The 16168-nt window shown below is 26.3% G+C and carries 15 protein-coding genes; 2 read left to right on the forward strand and 13 right to left on the reverse strand.

What is annotated here, in order from left to right; all coding sequences use genetic code 11:
* The first annotated feature begins 18 nt into the window (after positions 1-18).
* Positions 19-603, forward strand: a complete 585-nt coding sequence (locus FRIFI_RS08500; RefSeq protein WP_240275750.1) for a DUF3793 family protein — start codon at positions 19-21, stop codon at positions 601-603.
* A gap of 214 nt (positions 604-817) precedes the next feature.
* Here the strand turns inward: FRIFI_RS08500 and FRIFI_RS08505 are convergent, their stop codons facing one another.
* The 12 genes from FRIFI_RS08505 to FRIFI_RS08555 form a co-directional block, all read right to left on the reverse strand.
* Positions 818-2926 carry an adenosylcobalamin-dependent ribonucleoside-diphosphate reductase gene (locus FRIFI_RS08505; RefSeq protein WP_166505613.1) on the reverse strand — a complete coding sequence of 703 codons (2109 nt, stop codon included), beginning with the start codon at positions 2924-2926 and terminating at the stop codon, positions 818-820.
* 104 nt (positions 2927-3030) lie between these two features.
* Entirely contained in the window at positions 3031-4050 is a 1020-nt protein-coding gene (locus FRIFI_RS08510) for a penicillin-binding transpeptidase domain-containing protein (protein WP_330405622.1), read from the reverse strand.
* Between the two features lie 6 nt (positions 4051-4056).
* Entirely contained in the window at positions 4057-5013 is a 957-nt protein-coding gene (locus FRIFI_RS08515; RefSeq protein WP_166505614.1) for an NTF2-like N-terminal transpeptidase domain-containing protein, read from the reverse strand.
* 11 nt (positions 5014-5024) lie between these two features.
* Entirely contained in the window at positions 5025-5882 is an 858-nt protein-coding gene (locus tag FRIFI_RS08520) for a DUF6241 domain-containing protein (protein WP_166505615.1), read from the reverse strand.
* Positions 5875-6402 carry a sigma-70 family RNA polymerase sigma factor gene (locus FRIFI_RS08525; RefSeq protein ID WP_166505616.1) on the reverse strand — a complete coding sequence of 176 codons (528 nt, stop codon included), beginning with the start codon at positions 6400-6402 and terminating at the stop codon, positions 5875-5877. Before FRIFI_RS08525 ends, FRIFI_RS08520 begins: the two co-directional genes overlap by 8 nt.
* 302 nt (positions 6403-6704) lie before the next feature.
* The gene (locus FRIFI_RS15555; protein WP_202819477.1) at positions 6705-7205 is read right to left on the reverse strand and encodes a formate dehydrogenase accessory sulfurtransferase FdhD; all 501 of its coding nucleotides are present in this window, start codon (positions 7203-7205) and stop codon (positions 6705-6707) included.
* 13 nt (positions 7206-7218) lie between these two features.
* Positions 7219-7473 (reverse strand): formate dehydrogenase accessory sulfurtransferase FdhD, encoded by a 255-nt coding sequence (locus FRIFI_RS15275; RefSeq protein ID WP_202819459.1) that lies wholly within the window; start codon positions 7471-7473, stop codon positions 7219-7221.
* Positions 7460-8095, reverse strand: coding sequence for a molybdenum cofactor guanylyltransferase (locus FRIFI_RS08535; RefSeq protein WP_166505617.1), 636 nt, complete (start codon positions 8093-8095; stop codon positions 7460-7462). Before FRIFI_RS08535 ends, FRIFI_RS15275 begins: the two co-directional genes overlap by 14 nt.
* Before the next feature lie 75 nt (positions 8096-8170).
* Positions 8171-10858, reverse strand: a complete 2688-nt coding sequence (gene fdhF, locus FRIFI_RS08540; protein WP_166505618.1) for a formate dehydrogenase subunit alpha — start codon at positions 10856-10858, stop codon at positions 8171-8173.
* Between the two features lie 261 nt (positions 10859-11119).
* Positions 11120-12262, reverse strand: coding sequence for a VanW family protein (locus FRIFI_RS08545; protein ID WP_242977240.1), 1143 nt, complete (start codon positions 12260-12262; stop codon positions 11120-11122).
* Between the two features lie 93 nt (positions 12263-12355).
* A complete protein-coding gene (locus FRIFI_RS08550; RefSeq protein ID WP_166505619.1) occupies positions 12356-12988 on the reverse strand; it encodes an endonuclease/exonuclease/phosphatase family protein in 633 nt (210 codons plus the stop codon).
* Between the two features lie 81 nt (positions 12989-13069).
* Complete coding sequence (locus FRIFI_RS08555) at positions 13070-13228, reverse strand: hypothetical protein (protein WP_092925248.1); 159 nt, start codon at positions 13226-13228, stop codon at positions 13070-13072.
* Between the two features lie 423 nt (positions 13229-13651).
* Between FRIFI_RS08555 and FRIFI_RS08560 the strand changes: the two genes are divergently transcribed.
* Positions 13652-14182 carry a hypothetical protein gene (locus FRIFI_RS08560; protein ID WP_166505620.1) on the forward strand — a complete coding sequence of 177 codons (531 nt, stop codon included), beginning with the start codon at positions 13652-13654 and terminating at the stop codon, positions 14180-14182.
* Positions 14183-14250: 68 nt separating this feature from the next.
* Here the strand turns inward: FRIFI_RS08560 and FRIFI_RS08565 are convergent, their stop codons facing one another.
* Complete coding sequence (locus tag FRIFI_RS08565) at positions 14251-16149, reverse strand: molybdopterin biosynthesis protein (RefSeq protein WP_166505621.1); 1899 nt, start codon at positions 16147-16149, stop codon at positions 14251-14253.
* Positions 16150-16168: the final 19 nt, after the last annotated feature.

The following is a 16168-nucleotide window of genomic DNA, read 5'->3' on the forward strand; positions in this document are numbered from 1 at the left end:
CATTAGGAGTTGATAGTTTTGAACTGTTATTCATGTAAAACTAATATAAATTCATCATATATAAAATGGTTATTAGAAATACTAGGTCCTGTACTTATGGGTTCTAAGCCTTGTGAAATACTTAGTATACCTAGTTTTGATAAAAATAAAGATAATAAAATAAACGATATAAAAAATCACTTTAAATTATGTAAAAAAATTAATTATATAATAATAGATAAAAAAGAAAAGGGACTTAAACTATTATTTATAAATAAAGACTCCTTATCTACTCAATTAAATAATAAAAAAATCCATAACTTTTTAAAATATTTAGGTTATCCATCTAATTTAGATACAGATTTATACCTTAATCACTTGATAAACAAATTAGAGGGAGATGATTTCCCAGATGAAATAGGTATATTTTTAGGATATCCACTTAAAGATGTAGTAGGATTTATGGGTTATGGTAGTTATAAGTTTCATAACACTAAATATTGGAGAGTATATGGTGATCCTAAACCTTCAGAAGACTTGTACTCTAAATTTCTAAGCCATAGAGAAAAGTTAAGAGATATGTTAAAGTCTCAAAGTGTAAAATATATACTTTCATCTCTTTAAAATAGTTAACCAGAAATACATAAATATACAACAAAAAAAGAGCTATCTTTATATAAAGATAGCTCTTTTTTTATATTTCATCTGCTATATCCCAACATTTGCCCACGCATAAACCCATCTACTATTTCTTTAATAAATTTTAACATGGAATCTCCCCCTATATCTCCTCGTTATTTATTTTATAATTATATATATTTGCTAAAATTTCTTTTTATTAGTTACACTTACTATACCCACATTGCAAACATACCCCGCATCCACCTGATGGTATTATAGATTCACTTTTACACTCTGGACATATAAATTTTTCATTTTCTATTGTATCTGCATATAAATTTTCTTTTTTATCATCTTTTGGCTTTTCATTAACCAATATCCCACTTCTCTTACAACCATCTCTGTATATAGTTATCCCTTTCAAATTATTTTTCCAAGCACTCATATAAATATTGTACACATCATCTACAGTAGCTTCATGAAATAGATTTATTGTAGATGATATAGATGCATCTATATGTTTTTGCCATGCGTTTTGCATTTTTATTCTATCCTCTGGATTTAACTTCATAGCGGTTACAAATATATTTGGTAAATCTTTTTCATTTACTATATTATATTCATCCATATACTCTTTTACTATAGGAGTATATACCTTGTAATATACATCCTCATCATGCAAGCTTTCTGTTTTTCTTATGTATGATAAGTTAAATATTGGCTCTATACCACCACTTATACCAAGCATAGTTGATATAGAGCCTGTAGGTGGTATTGTCAATAATTGAGAGTTTCTAAGCCCATATTTCCTAATTAAATTCTTAACATCATCATCAACATTTTCTTTGAAGAAATTAGAACTAAAAACTACTTCTTCATCATATTTTTCATAACTTCCATAATCCCTTGAAAGAATTGCTGATTGCTTTAAGGCCTCATTTAACATAATCTTTGATAACTTTTCACATAAGTTTATAGAATTTTCACTTCCATATACTAAATTTAACTTTATAAGCATATCCGCTATTCCCATAACACCTAAACCTATTTGTCTATAATTTTTTACACTCTCTTTTTGTATATCTAGAGGATGAAGATTAAGACCTTCTTCTAACACTTCATTTAATCCTACAACACAATCACGTACAGTTGACTTAAATTTATTAAAATCAAAAACTGCTTTTTTTGTAAATGGCTCAACTACAAACTCAGCTAAATTTATAGAACCTAGTAAACAGCTTCCTCCAGCTGGTAATGGCTCTTCTGCACAGGGATTTACACCTTCATATCTAAAATTTTTATCTTCACTTAGTAAGTGATTTTTATTAATATTATCCCAAAATAAGATACCTGGCTCTGCATAATCCCAATTATTTTGTATGAGTTTCATAAATAAACTATATGCATCTACTTCTTTATTTATAACTTCATCAGTTTCCTTTACTAAAAATTTACAAATAAACTTTTCTTTATTTTCTACAGCTCTCATAAACTCATCATTTATTCTAACCGATATATTTGCTTTAGTAATTTTTTCTAAATTTGTTTTTATATCTATAAACTCTTCTATATCAGGATGATTAACATCCATTGATATCATAAGTGCTCCTCTTCTTCCCCTTTGGCCTATAAGACCTGTTGTCATAGAGTAAAGATCCATAAATGATACAGCCCCTGTAGTAGTCTTTGCTGCATTATATACCCTTGATCCTCTTGGTCTTAAATTTGATATATCAATTCCTACGCCTCCTCCATAACTAAATGTTCTAGCTAAATATTTTGCAGTATCGAATATAGACTCTATATTGTCTTTTGGTCTAGATAATACATAGCAATTAGAGTAGGTTACTTTTATACCATGCTTATTAAGACCTCTATTTGCAAGTATTCTTCCTGCAAATAAAAACTTCTTTTCTCTTATAAGCTTTTCTATTTTTTTATTTCCTCCAGATACTCTTACTAGCCACTCATCAAAGCTTTCATTATTATATTGATATTTGTTTGACCATATAGACTTTTGAAGCTCTTCCATTTTCCACTTAGAATATCTTATATTTGCTCTTTTTTCTCTATATAATATGTACTTTTTAGCTACATCTTTTCTATTTGATTCCATAAGATATAACTCTACCATATCTTGTATTTCTTCTACGTTTATAGGTTTATTTGTATTAATTAAACTTTTTTCTATCTTGTTAGCTATATCTATAGCTAACTCTTTATCTTCATCAAACTTGCTATTTATAGTTGATTTATAAATAGCATTATATATCTTACTTTTATCAAAGCTCTCTTTTGTTCCATCTCTTTTTATTATATTTATCATTAGCTAATCCCTCATATTAATATTTTATATTTTGATTATTAATATCTTTCCTTAATCTAGTTTAAATTATTAATATAAAAAACTAATTAATTTTATATATACTTTTAGTTTAAGTAATAATTTAGTATATTCTTAACCTTAGGTACTACATATTCACTAGTAGATTTATTTATATTCTCTACTATCATAGATATAGCTATTTTGGGGTCATCTTCATTTACTGCAACAAACCATCCATTATTAATACCGCTATTATCATCTTTACTATTTTTAATTTCAGCAGTTCCAGTTTTCCCCATTATATTTTTACCTTCTATTTTAGCAAGATATCCAGTTGAATCTTCATCGTTTATAGCACCTTTAAAGCATTTTTTTAATTCTTCTATATATTTCTTATCTATAGCATTTTTATATACTTTACTTTCTTTGTTTTCACTTATAACAAGTCTTGGTATCATTATATTTCCATCATTAACTAAAGCACTATAAGAAAGTACAACATCTAGTGGTGTCATTAAAATTTCCCCTTGACCATATCCTGTATCTCCTAAAAGAATTTCATTGTCTAATTTCCCATTATTAGATATTTGAGAGTTTTGCATAGGATATTCAAAAGTAATTTTTTCTCCTATTCCAAATTTTTTAAGACCTTTTATATAATCTTCTTCTCCTAATTTTATAGCCTTATCTGCAAAGTATATATTATCAGAATATTTTACTGCATCGTATAGATTAACAGGTCTTTTTGTATCTTTTACTCTTGTTACGCTATAATTCCCCCAACTACTATCCTTTTGCCAACTCTCCCCCTTTATATCCATGTATTCGTTAGGATTTATAACTCCACTTTCTAATCCAATACTAGATGTAATTAGTTTTATAGTTGACCCTGGAGAGTATGAATCATTAGCTCGATTTTCAAACTGTATATTATTTTGATTTTCCCACTTATTAGCTATTTCTTTAGTCTTGTATGTAACCAGTGTATTAGAATTATAAGATGGAGAACTTACCATAGCTAATACTTCTCCATTTAGAGGATTAATTGCTATAGAAGCTCCTTTATCTCCTTTTAATTCATTGTATATACTATCTTGAAGTTTAGAGTCTATAGATAACTTTATATCTTCTCAATTTCTTTGATTTACTTTGCCTATTTCTATTTTCTCATTTCCTCTTTTTAGATAAGCCTCTACTCCATCAATTGCTCTTAGTCTATCTTCATATATTTGTTCTAATCCTGCTTTTCCAATCTTACTAGTCTGTGAATATCCTTTACTTTTTTCTAATTCTTCTTTTGTTATATTTCCTATATATCCAATTAAATTTCCCAAAGCTTCACTATTTTTATATACTCTAGACACTTCTTCTTTTATACTAATGCCTTCTATTAATTTCAAATTATTTATTCTATCATTTTCGTACGGTGATACATTTAATAAATGTACTAACTGGCTACTTGGCTTATCTTTTATTGTATCTTCTATATATTCTTTGCTTATATCTAGTATTGTTGCTACCTTGTCTATATTTTCTATTTTGTTTTTATTAAATACTTCTGGATGTATATAAACTGAACTTACATTAGAGTCAATTGCTAGTTCTTCGTCGTTTCTATCTAATATTTTTCCCCTAGTAGCCTTTTTGGTTTCTACTCTTACTAAATCTCCTTTTTTCATATTAGGTAGTATTAAACTTTCATCCCATAGTATTTTGTATCTATCATCTTCCTTAACTAAATTTATATTAAAATTATCATAATCTAATTTGCCTACGATAGTGTTTATACTCATAGATGCTAATATTTTTAAATCTTTATCAATCTCTTTTATTTTTATATTTATATCTCTTGCGTTTATTGAGCCATAAATTTTTTCATATCTATTTGTAAATTCTTCATAGGATATCACCTTCTTGGATTTAATAGATATATTTTCATATAATTTATCAAACTTTCTATCGTTTAAATCCTTAGTAAAACTATCTATAATTTGTTTTACTTCACTTTCATTACTACATCCTACAAACAATAATGTAATCATAATAATTACCCCTAATAATATAAGTATTTTTTTTAATCCCCCCATAAAAATCCCCCCTATTTAAAATATTTAGATTTTATTTTATTTACCTCATCATGCTTTATAGCTATTGCTTTTCCAACCTCTCCTCCTAGTATATTCCATACATAGTTATGAACTTCTACTGCATTATCAAAATCACCTTTTTTCCAATTTAATAATTGTCTATTTAGATATTCCTTAACACCATTATCTTTTATATATCCTAAAGAAGTTATGGCTATATCTACACTTTCAGGTGTTATCTCTACCATCCCATACTTTCTATCATCTATAGCTTTTATAATACTATTTGCCATTTCATGTATAAACTGTATGCTTTGATATTCACTATTTGGCATATATAAATTATTTACTTGTACGTTATCTTCCTCTTTTATATCTTCATTTTTTTCTTTATCTGAAATTTTAAGTTCTTTATTTAAGTCTTCATCTGTTTTATTTACCTTGTACTCTGTAGTTTCTACTACTTCAAACTTTATACTACCATTTTCATCTAACTTAGCTTTTGGTATATATTTATCTACTCCTATAAAAGATGCTATTTCATCTACTTGTAAAGTGTCATTTATAGTTTGGAAGAAATTTTTAACTGGTGGTAACTTGTGTGCAAGCACAGGGTTATATATACCAACAGATAATATAATCCCTAGGCTTGCTGCTATATACATAAATTTCCTTTTGCTTTTTTCTATCTTAATATCTTTTTCTGCATTATTTATGGCATTTTTTATTAAAATATTTAAGTCACTTGGAACTTCAATTGACTCTATTTTTTCTTTATCTATGTAAAAATCATTAATTTCTTTATCTATGTCTTTTATATCTATATCTATATCAATTAAATTATCTTCAACTTTATTTTTTTTACTCATTCCCATAGCCCTCCTTTAATATACTTTTCATATCTTTTATTGCTTTTCTTAGATGAGTTTTTATAGTATTAATAAGACGGTCTAGTATATTTGATATTTCTTCTACCTTTAAATCTTCTATATATCTAAGTATAATTGCATCTTTATATTTATCTTCTAATTCATCTATAGCATTGTATAAATCTATTTTTGTTTCAATCTTATCATCTATTAAAACTTCTTTTGTATATGAATTTTCATTATGTCCTAAATCTATCATCCCATTTTTTCTTAAATAATCATTTGTTGTGTTTATAAGTATTTTACTTATCCAAGTTTTAAAATACTTAGGCTCTTTTAATTTTTGTATATTCTTGTATGCTTTATATACTGTTTCTTGAAATATTTCCTTTGCATCTTCCTCATATTTACACCTTATATATATTTCCTTGTATAGTCTTTTTGAGTATATATTTATCAATTTCTCAAAAGCTTCTTTATCACCTTTTATTGCCTTTTCGGCTAGTATTACTTCATCCACTTTTTTACTCCCTTCTTACTTTCATTTCTGATTACATTTATTAGACTCTGGGTTTTAGTAAAAAGTTTTAACTTTTTTTTAAAAATATAAAAAATACTAGAAAATTTTATTCTAGTATTTTCAGCAAATATTTTAAGTTTACCTTTTATATTTTTATACCATATACTGTAGTTATAATAATGTTATAATTTTTATATATATTTTTTAAGTCAATAAATTTAAAATCTTATTAATACCTTTATTATATCAATATACTTATTTTTTCAAAAAACGGTATTAATAAAGCATATATAATAATGTTACTAATCATTATATATATTCATTTTTTCTCCCCTTGCAAAGCCTATTACTTTAATACCTAATTCTTTTGATAATTTCATAGCCATATCAGTTATAGCTGATCTTGATACTATATATTTTAAATTTAAATTAAAGCATTTTAATATTATTTCAGATGTTATTCTTCCACTTGTAAGTATTAATTTATTATTTATATCTATATTATCTACTAAACACTTCCCTATTACCTTGTCTAATGCATTATGTCTTCCTATGTCTTCTTTAAAAAATAATATCTCTTTAAAATTACTAAGAGCTACACTATGTACCCCACCAGTATTTTTAAATACTTCTGATTTTTCATTAAATTTATTTATAAGCTTATTTATATTTTTATAATCTAACTTATCTATATTTAAAGTATCATCAAGTTTTATTTTTAACTTTTTTAAAGACTTATAATATATACTCCCTTTACCACAACCACTAGTTATAGCTCTTTTTTCATTTAACTTATTATTTATATTGTTTTATTAACTATTTTATATCTACATATCCTTCTTTTTCAAATACATTAATGCTATTAATATCATTATATGAAGTTATTATCTCATCTGAATACAAAAATCCTACTGCTAAATGTAGTAATGAACTTGGAGTACATATTAGTGTTATATATTCATATTCGTTTATATATATAGTAAATAAATACTCTACCACTATATCATCATCAACTTCTATTAATTCCCCATTTATGTATCTTTTTATTTTATATTTTTTAACCACATCCATAGCTATATATTTCCTTTTTATAAGAATCTAGTTCTTCTCTTGTATTTAAGTTTGTAAACATATTTTCATTAAATTTATTATTTTTAAATTCATCTTCTTTAACATAATACACATTTTTATTATTTCTTTCAAAAAAGCTTATTATAGATTTTCTATTTGAGTTTAATATATAATCTTTCATTTCATATCCTAATTTTTTTTTATAAGCACCATGAAAAAGCTGTATTTTATCATTTAATATAGATATATAAATATGAGATTCCTTTTTATCTTTTATGTCTTTATTGACCATTGCTTTAATGTATTTTATATAATTATCATCTAAGACAGGCATATCACAAGCTATTATATAAGCATATAAACTACTACTATTTTTAAGCCCTACACTTATTCCTGCCAGTGGTCCCATACCCTTTATTTCATCCTCTACAACTTTGTACCCTAAATCTTTATAATACTCTTTTTTATTAGTCACTATTATTATTTCTTTAAAGTGTTTTTTAAGCTTTTTAGCAATATCTAATATTAATCTCTTTTCATTGATTACTAAAAATTGCTTATCAAACCCCATTCTACTACTTTTTCCGCCAGCTAGTATTATAGCTGTATTTAGATTATCCATATTAATCACCTTTATATTAAAGTAGTGTTTTAAAAATAAGGATATAAATTAATTTATATCCTTATTTACTATATTTTAAGCATGTGCTAATTCTTTATTTCTTATTTTTTCTACTTTTATAGCACATACCTTTAAATCTGGTACTTTACTCACCTTATCTAATGTAGTATTAGTAAGATAATTTGCAGCTCCATCAGCAAAGTGGAAAGGCATAAAAAATACATCTTCATCAACTATATCAGTTATTCTTACATAAGTTTCTATTTCTCCACGCTTTGAAGATACCTTTATTTTTTCATTTTCTTTAAATCCTAGCTTATTGGCTGTTATTGGATTTACTTCTATATATGAATGTGGTGCCTTTTCATTAAGACCCTCTACCTTACCTGTCATTGTTCTGGTATGATAATGATATAATATCCTTCCATTAACTAATGTATATGGATACTCTTCACTTAAACCTTCAAAACTTAATGTATAATCACAAGGAACAAATGTTGCTTTACCTTTTGCAAATTTATCTGTATGTAATATTTTAGTTCCCTCATGATTAATGTTGGTACATGGCCACTGTAATCCTTTCATTTCTATTCTTTCATAAGTTATTCCAGCGTATGATGGTGTTAATTCACTAATCTCTTTCATTATTTCTTTTGGAGATTCATAGGTTTTATCATATCCTAATTTATTCATGATCTCCATCAATATAACCCAATCAGGTTTTGAATTATATACAGGCTTTATAGCTTCCCTTATTCTTTGAACTCTTCTATCCGTATTTGTAAATGTTCCATCTTTCTCTGCAAAAGATGCAGCAGGTAAAACTACATCTGCAAGTTCTGCTGTTTCAGTTAAGAATATATCTTGTACAACCAAGAAATCTAGTTTTTCTAGAGCCTTTTTTATATGATTTATATCTGGGTCTGATATCATAGGATTTTCACCCATTATATATAAAAACCTTATATCGCCATGTCCTATAGCATTAGTTATCTCTGGAACTGTTAAACCTACCTTATTAGGCAATTTTACTCCCCATGCATTTTCAAATTTTTTAACAATATCTTCATTTAATACACTTTGATATCCTGTAAATACATTCGGTAAAGCTCCCATATCACATGCACCTTGCACATTGTTTTGGCCTCTAAGTGGATTTACTCCAGTATATTCTTTTCCTAAATTACCGCATAAAAGTGCTAAATTTGATATACTCATTACATTTTGGGTTCCTGTTGAATGTTGAGTTATACCCATAGAGTAAAATGTTGCACTGTCATTAGTTGCATATATTCTAGCAGCTTTTATAATATCATCTTTATCTACTCCACATATTCTAGCACCTTCCTCAGGTGTATAATCTTTAACTAATTCTTTTAAAGCTTCATAGTTTTCAGTTCTTTCTTTTATATATTCATCATCTTGTAAATTTTCAGATATTATAACATTCATCATAGTGTTTAATAAGGCTACATTTGTTCCAGGATTTATCTGTAAAAATACATCAGCTCTTTTAGCTAGCTCTATTTTTCTTGGGTCTGCTACGATTAATTTCGCTCCTTTACTTACTGCTTGTTTTATTTTCGCTCCTATAACAGGATGATTTTCTGTTGTATTAGAGCCTATTACAAATATAGATTCTAAATTACTTACCTCTTCAATGCTATTTGTCATAGCACCACTACCTAATGTAGTTGCAAGACCTGCAACTGTTGAGGAATGTCAGAGTCGAGCACAATGGTCTACATTATTAGTTCCCATTACTCCTCTTATCATTTTTTGGAATAAATAGTTTTCTTCATTACTACATCTTGCTGAAGATAGCCCTGCAAAAGCATCACTACCATAAACTTTCTTCGTTTTATTAAAGTTTTCTAATATGTAGTCATATGCTTTCTCCCAAGTAACTTCTTCAAATTTTTCACCAACTTTTATTAGTGGATTTTTAAGTCTATCTTCATGATTTATAAATTTGTATCCAAATTTACCTTTAACACACAGTAGTCCATCATTTACTTCACCAAATACTGGTTGAGATCCTACTACCTTATCATCTTTAACTTGTAACTCTAATTGACATCCCACTCCACAATAAGAACAAGTAGTCTTCACTTTTTTAGTGTTGTAAAAATCTGCATTTTTAGGAACTAGTGCTCCTACTGGACAAATTGATACACAATTACCACAAGATACACAACTTGATTCATTTAAATTTTCTCTAAAGAATGGAGTAATTTCAGTTTCATAACCTCTATCAACTGAACTTATAGCACTCACTTCTTGTAATTCTTCACATACTCTTACGCATTTTTTACAAAGAATACATTTATTTGGGTCATAATAAAAAAATGGATTACTGTCATCAATAGGCAATTTCTTAGGCTGGTTGTCATATTTAGGTTTGAAATTATTTAGATATATACTTGAATAGTCTTGTAATTTACATGAACCTGATCTTGCACATGTTGTGCACTCTAATGGATGGTCTGATATCATAAGTTCTAATATTTCTTTTCTTGCGCTTTGTACTTTCTTGCTATTTGTTAATATTTCCATTCCTTCTTTTACTATTTTTCCACAAGCTACTTCTAAATTTTTGCTTCCTTTAATCTCTACTACACACATTCTACATAGTCCGCTTGGATTTAATCTTTCATCATTGCAAAAGTTCGGCAATTCTATTCCTATACTTTTACAAGCATTAAAAATTGTGGTTCCTTTTTTAACACTAACTTTAGTATCATTTATAATTATATTTACCAAAGTATTACCCCCTATTAAAATTTAACTGTTTTAATATTTTCAACCATATATACTTCTATTCCTTCTATAATATGATATTTTATATTAACTTATGAAAAAAAAGCCTATGAAAATACATAGGCTTTTTTTATTTATTAGGTTTTTTATATACACTTTTATGAATGTACTCTGTATCTATTACATTTCCATTTGAATCTTTATATTTTCTATAAGTTTTTGATGCATCTAAACCATTTTGTTTAAATGCCTCTACATATATTTCTATATTTTTTTATCACTATCATTTCCATATATCCTACAAGTTAAAGTACCATTTCCTACTACGGTTTTCACATATACAGGATGGTTGTATTGATTTTTAAATCTAAAATCAGTTCCACCGTCATTTACCATAGCATCTCTACCTATTGGAACATAAGTTGATAATAAGGAATGATTAGTTATTGAAATTAGCTTAAGCCCAGATTCTAAAACTGCATTATATAAAGTAGTAGAAACTTGACATACGCCTCCACCTAATCCATCTTCTAGCTTTCCATTTATAATAACAGGTGCATCCTTATATCCATTAGCCTTATTTCTCACCCCTGTATATTCATTATATGAGTATTCTTCACCAGGCATTAAAAGTACATCACTACTTTTATTTCCCGCTACTCTTATATTTTGTACTCTCCCAGTTAAAGATGTAGAAAACTTAGTTGTAAATTCTCCTAATAAAGTATTTACACTTTTAGCATCTTCAGTTTTAACATGAGGTTTTTTTATATTTACCTTTAAATTTATATCACTATAGTTTTTATTCTTTATATTATTTAATATTACATCTTTAGTGTTTGCTATGTCTAATTCTTTACCAATTGTTGATGGTGATGTACTAATTCCTCCATAATTTGATATATAAACTTTCGCATTAATCATATCAACATTTATATCTTTTGATATATTTTGTATTTTTTCACTAAGCTTAGCCTCATTGTAATTAGAATTTATATTGAACTCTTTTTTATCCTTTCTAAGTGATAAATATCGTTTTATGTTTTCTATGTAACTATCAGTTTTAGTATAGTTATAAGCTTTATCAATTACATTTTTTGTATCATAAGTTAGATCTATATCATTTGGAGATATCTTATATGATTTATCTTCATACAAAAGATTTATGTCACGTGGTGATATATTTTCATCTACAACTTTAATAGCTTCTTCTTTTGTCATATTAGATACATCTACATTTTCTATATATATGTTTTTTGCTATTTTATCATTATAAATACAATTTTTATTAAAATAATTAATCATAATTCCAAGTATAAATATTAACCCTATACTAGATATAATAGATGTCTTTCTTTTATTCTCTTTAAGTCTATAAGACCTAGATGACTTTTTTTCTTTACTCATTACTCCACCTCATTTTAAATTGTAATTAAATTATATTTGATTAAATTTTTTCAAACAAGATTAGAATAAAATGTGTAACTTTATTGTTACATTTTATCTGAATTTACAGATTATTGGATAATGATCTGAATAGTCTATCTTATCTATATAATAATCATCTATAGTTATTAGTTTGTCTGAGAATATATAATCTATTCTAGCATCATTTTTTATAAATGTTCCTTTTTGGAAATTTCCTGTATAAATAGCTACATCATTATACGTATTTATACTTAAATTTTTCTCATTTAAATCTCCGCATATTATAATCTTATTCGGTAGTTTATTTGAGTAATTTAATATCTCATTTATCTGAATATACCTTTCGTTTTTATCTAATCCTAAGTGGGTATTTATAATATTAAACTTTCCATTTTTAGAAAATACGTTTGTATATAAAAATCCTCTTTGTTCTTTTTTACTAGTTAGCAACACGTGTTCGTGTACGTCTATTTCATATTTTGAAAAAGTGCATATACCATACATCATATTTTGATTTATAATATTTGCACAAAATACTCCATCCATATTTAAGTTTTGTTTTAACTTCGCAAACTGTGGATACAAAACTTCTTGTATGCAAATAACATCAAATTCTTTGCTCTTTAAGTATTTAGTTATCTTATTTAAAGTGTTTTTATTATTTAAATCACTAGCCTTATGTATATTATATGTTACCATTTTCATACCAAAGCCTCCTTAATTACACTTATTTATAAAATATTAAAACCTAGCTTAGACATGTTATCAGCTAAGCTAGGTTATTTTTTAATGCTTAATTTCCTTTTGAATTTTTGTAAACCTTCCCTTACTACCTATAAATATAAATCCTGTTCTATTATACAATTCATTTAACTCACTTAAACTTACTTCCCCATTTTTTAAATTAGATAATGTTATCTCCTTTATATTTCTAGTAGTTATCATCCTTAGTAACACTCCTTTTTAAAATCTTTATATCTCATTATATTTTTAAACTTTTTTAAATATTACTATTTTTTAAATTATTTATATATTTTAATTTTAAAACAATCGTTCCTTTACTTTTCTTACATTTTAGATTATATACCAAACAACCGTTCTTAGCAATAGCAAATATACATTTTTGATATTAATATTATTTTTTATTTTCTATGTATATTTTGTTCTGTTTTTATAATTTATTTAAATACTATATTTTGTCTAATCTTTATGTATTTTTTAAAAATATTTGAATTTTAAGGATTATCATTGTTGCAATTTGAGGAAAACTATTCATGTTTGTAATATTATCTTGCCTTTATTTTATTGTTTATTTCTTCTCCAAGTACTACTATTATATTGAGGGGATATAAAAAAAGGGGGATGAATGTGAAAACTACAGTTAATAAGACCATTCCATTTAAGCAAAGAGATAATGATAAAAACAATAATATAAAGCCTGATAATAAGTCTAATGTCTATGGTAAAGTCATTCCTTATCCTAGGTTTAAAAAGAAAAAAGAAAAAAGTGTTAATTTTATCAAGAATAATAAAATATTTTTCATTATACTTTCTATAGTATTATTCTTTAGTTTGATATTTTTTATAGATACAACTCTTTTAAAAGGTAAGATCGGTCCAACTGGAAGACCTTTATCAATTAATAAACAAACTAATATTGCTGTTTCTGATAAAGAATTCAAAACTTATTCTGAAATTCTAGAAAAAGATATAGTTAGTATATTATCTATAAACAGCAAGTATAATATATCCCCTAATTCTATGCATAAAAATGGAGATAGAGTGTATGTTCAAGGTGATATACACATAAACGGCAAAAATAGCCAACCTTTTGATGCAATACTCGATAATAGCAATACTAGCTCGATTGTTATAAATGGAGATGAATATGTAAAGTAAAATATAAATATATAATCTTTAAAGTAAAAAAATAGGTAAAAAGCAATTAATTGCTTTTTACCTATTTTTTATAAACTTATTATTTCACCTGTATTATTAGTATTATATCCGCCTAAACTTTTAACATTTTTTAAAAATTTATTGTCTTTTATTACTTCGAGTAGATTTTTTATAAACTCAAGTTCTAGGTATTCAGTTTTAATAAGTAAATCATATTCTTCTTCACATATAGGTATAAAATCTAAATCAAATACTTTAGCTGCTGAATATACACCTAATCCACAATCACAATCATCATTTTGTATTGCTTTGGCTAGTGACATATGAGTTAATTCTTCCCTTTCATATCCTTTTATATCACTCTTTTTTATGTTTTCTTTTTTTAGTAAATAATCAAATAACACTCTAGTTCCAGAACCTTTTTGTCTATTTATATATCGTATATTAACCAAATCTTTAATTCCTTTTATATTAAGTGGATTCCCTTTCTTAACTATTAAACCTTGTGTTCTATTTACAAGTTTTATTATAGATACATCTTCATCTATATATTTCTTTACATAAGATTTATTATAAGTTTCACAGTCTACATCAAATAAATGTATTGGAGCTATATGGCACTCATCCTTTTTTATAGACAATATTCCTTGAAAACTACCAACATGAGTTGAACTAAGCTTAAATTTTCCTTCAGTTTTTTTAGTCAACTCATTATTTATTAGATCCATAACTATATCATGACTTCCTATAGATACTATTGTTTTTTCTATTTTGCTTATATCATTTAATAGTTGTACATCTACATAGCTACCTTCTTCTATTCCTTCTATATTTTGAGGTATTGTTATAACTCCATCAGCATGTACTAAGCTAGTTACAGTTCCCGCTCCTCTTTTTATAGGCGTAGCGACATATTCATTATTTATATTTCCTACTTTAACTCTTACAAATTCTTTATACTTTAATGAACTCATTATTCTCTTTGTAAGTCTTGCCCTTATAACATTCCTTTTTTCTATCTCTTTATGTGTAAGTTTTGATATTACTTCTTTTACTATGTTTTCCATTACAACCCATCCAGATACAGGATATCCCGGTATTCCTATTATAGGTTTATTTTGACCATATCCAAGTATTGCAGGTTTTCCAGGTTTTATAGCTATTCCATGTATCACTACTTTTCCTAATTCTTCTATTATGTCATATGTATAATCTTCTCTACCTTGTGATGAGCCTGCGTTTATAAGTACCATATCGCACTCACTTAGTGCTAATAGCACACTTTGCTTTATTTTATAATAATTATCTTCTACTATTGGATAAACAACAGGTGTTGCTCCATACTCTAGTATAAGCCCTTCAAATAATTTAGAGTTAAATTCTATAATATCTCCGATTTCAGGTGTTTTATATCTATCTATTAATTCTGTTCCTGTTGGTATAATTCCTACCTTAAAATCTTTAAATACTTTTACTTTATCTGCCTTTGCACTTATCATAGATGCTATATCTTGTGGTCTTATTTTATGAAAACTTGGAACTATCATCTCTGTTTCAACTATATCTTCCCCTAAGCATCTTATATGCTGCCAAGGAGTTGCAGGTTTATAAATTTTTATTTGTCCATCCTTTTTCTCTAATAAATCCTCTACCATTATAACTGCATCAAATTCCTTAGGTATAGGATCTCCTGTATCTACTTCTATATAGTCTTTATCCTCTTTTAGAGTTATTATATTTTGTTCATTAGCCATAAATGTAAGTTTTGATTTCACTGCTACTCCATCCATTGCAGAACAGTTATAAAATGGAGATGATAACTTTGCAAAAACAGCATCACTTGTAATTTTATTTAAACATTTATCTACATCTATAAATTTAGTATCTATTTTTTTTAGACTTAATATTTCATTAGTATATTTTTTTAGTCCTTCTTCTAATGAAATATTAGATAGATATCTCTTCATATCCTTCCTCCTATATTTA

Source organism: Romboutsia hominis (assembly GCF_900002575.1).
GTDB lineage: Bacteria > Bacillota > Clostridia > Peptostreptococcales > Peptostreptococcaceae > Romboutsia_C > Romboutsia_C hominis.

Bases quoted from the DNA above. Each gene is read 5' to 3' on its own strand.
- FRIFI_RS08505 (WP_166505613.1), bottom strand. From the start codon at position 2,926: ATGATAAATATAATAAAAAGAGATGGAACAAAAGAGAGCTTTGATAAA.
- FRIFI_RS08515 (WP_166505614.1), bottom strand. From the start codon at position 5,013: ATGGGGGGATTAAAAAAAATACTTATATTATTAGGGGTAATTATTATG.
- FRIFI_RS08520 (WP_166505615.1), bottom strand. From the start codon at position 5,882: ATGAGTAAAAAAAATAAAGTTGAAGATAATTTAATTGATATAGATATA.
- FRIFI_RS15275 (WP_202819459.1), bottom strand. From the start codon at position 7,473: ATGGATGTGGTTAAAAAATATAAAATAAAAAGATACATAAATGGGGAA.
- FRIFI_RS08535 (WP_166505617.1), bottom strand. From the start codon at position 8,095: ATGGATAATCTAAATACAGCTATAATACTAGCTGGCGGAAAAAGTAGT.
- FRIFI_RS08545 (WP_242977240.1), bottom strand. From the start codon at position 12,262: ATGAGTAAAGAAAAAAAGTCATCTAGGTCTTATAGACTTAAAGAGAAT.
- FRIFI_RS08550 (WP_166505619.1), bottom strand. From the start codon at position 12,988: ATGAAAATGGTAACATATAATATACATAAGGCTAGTGATTTAAATAAT.
- FRIFI_RS08555 (WP_092925248.1), bottom strand. From the start codon at position 13,228: ATGATAACTACTAGAAATATAAAGGAGATAACATTATCTAATTTAAAA.
- FRIFI_RS08565 (WP_166505621.1), bottom strand. From the start codon at position 16,149: ATGAAGAGATATCTATCTAATATTTCATTAGAAGAAGGACTAAAAAAA.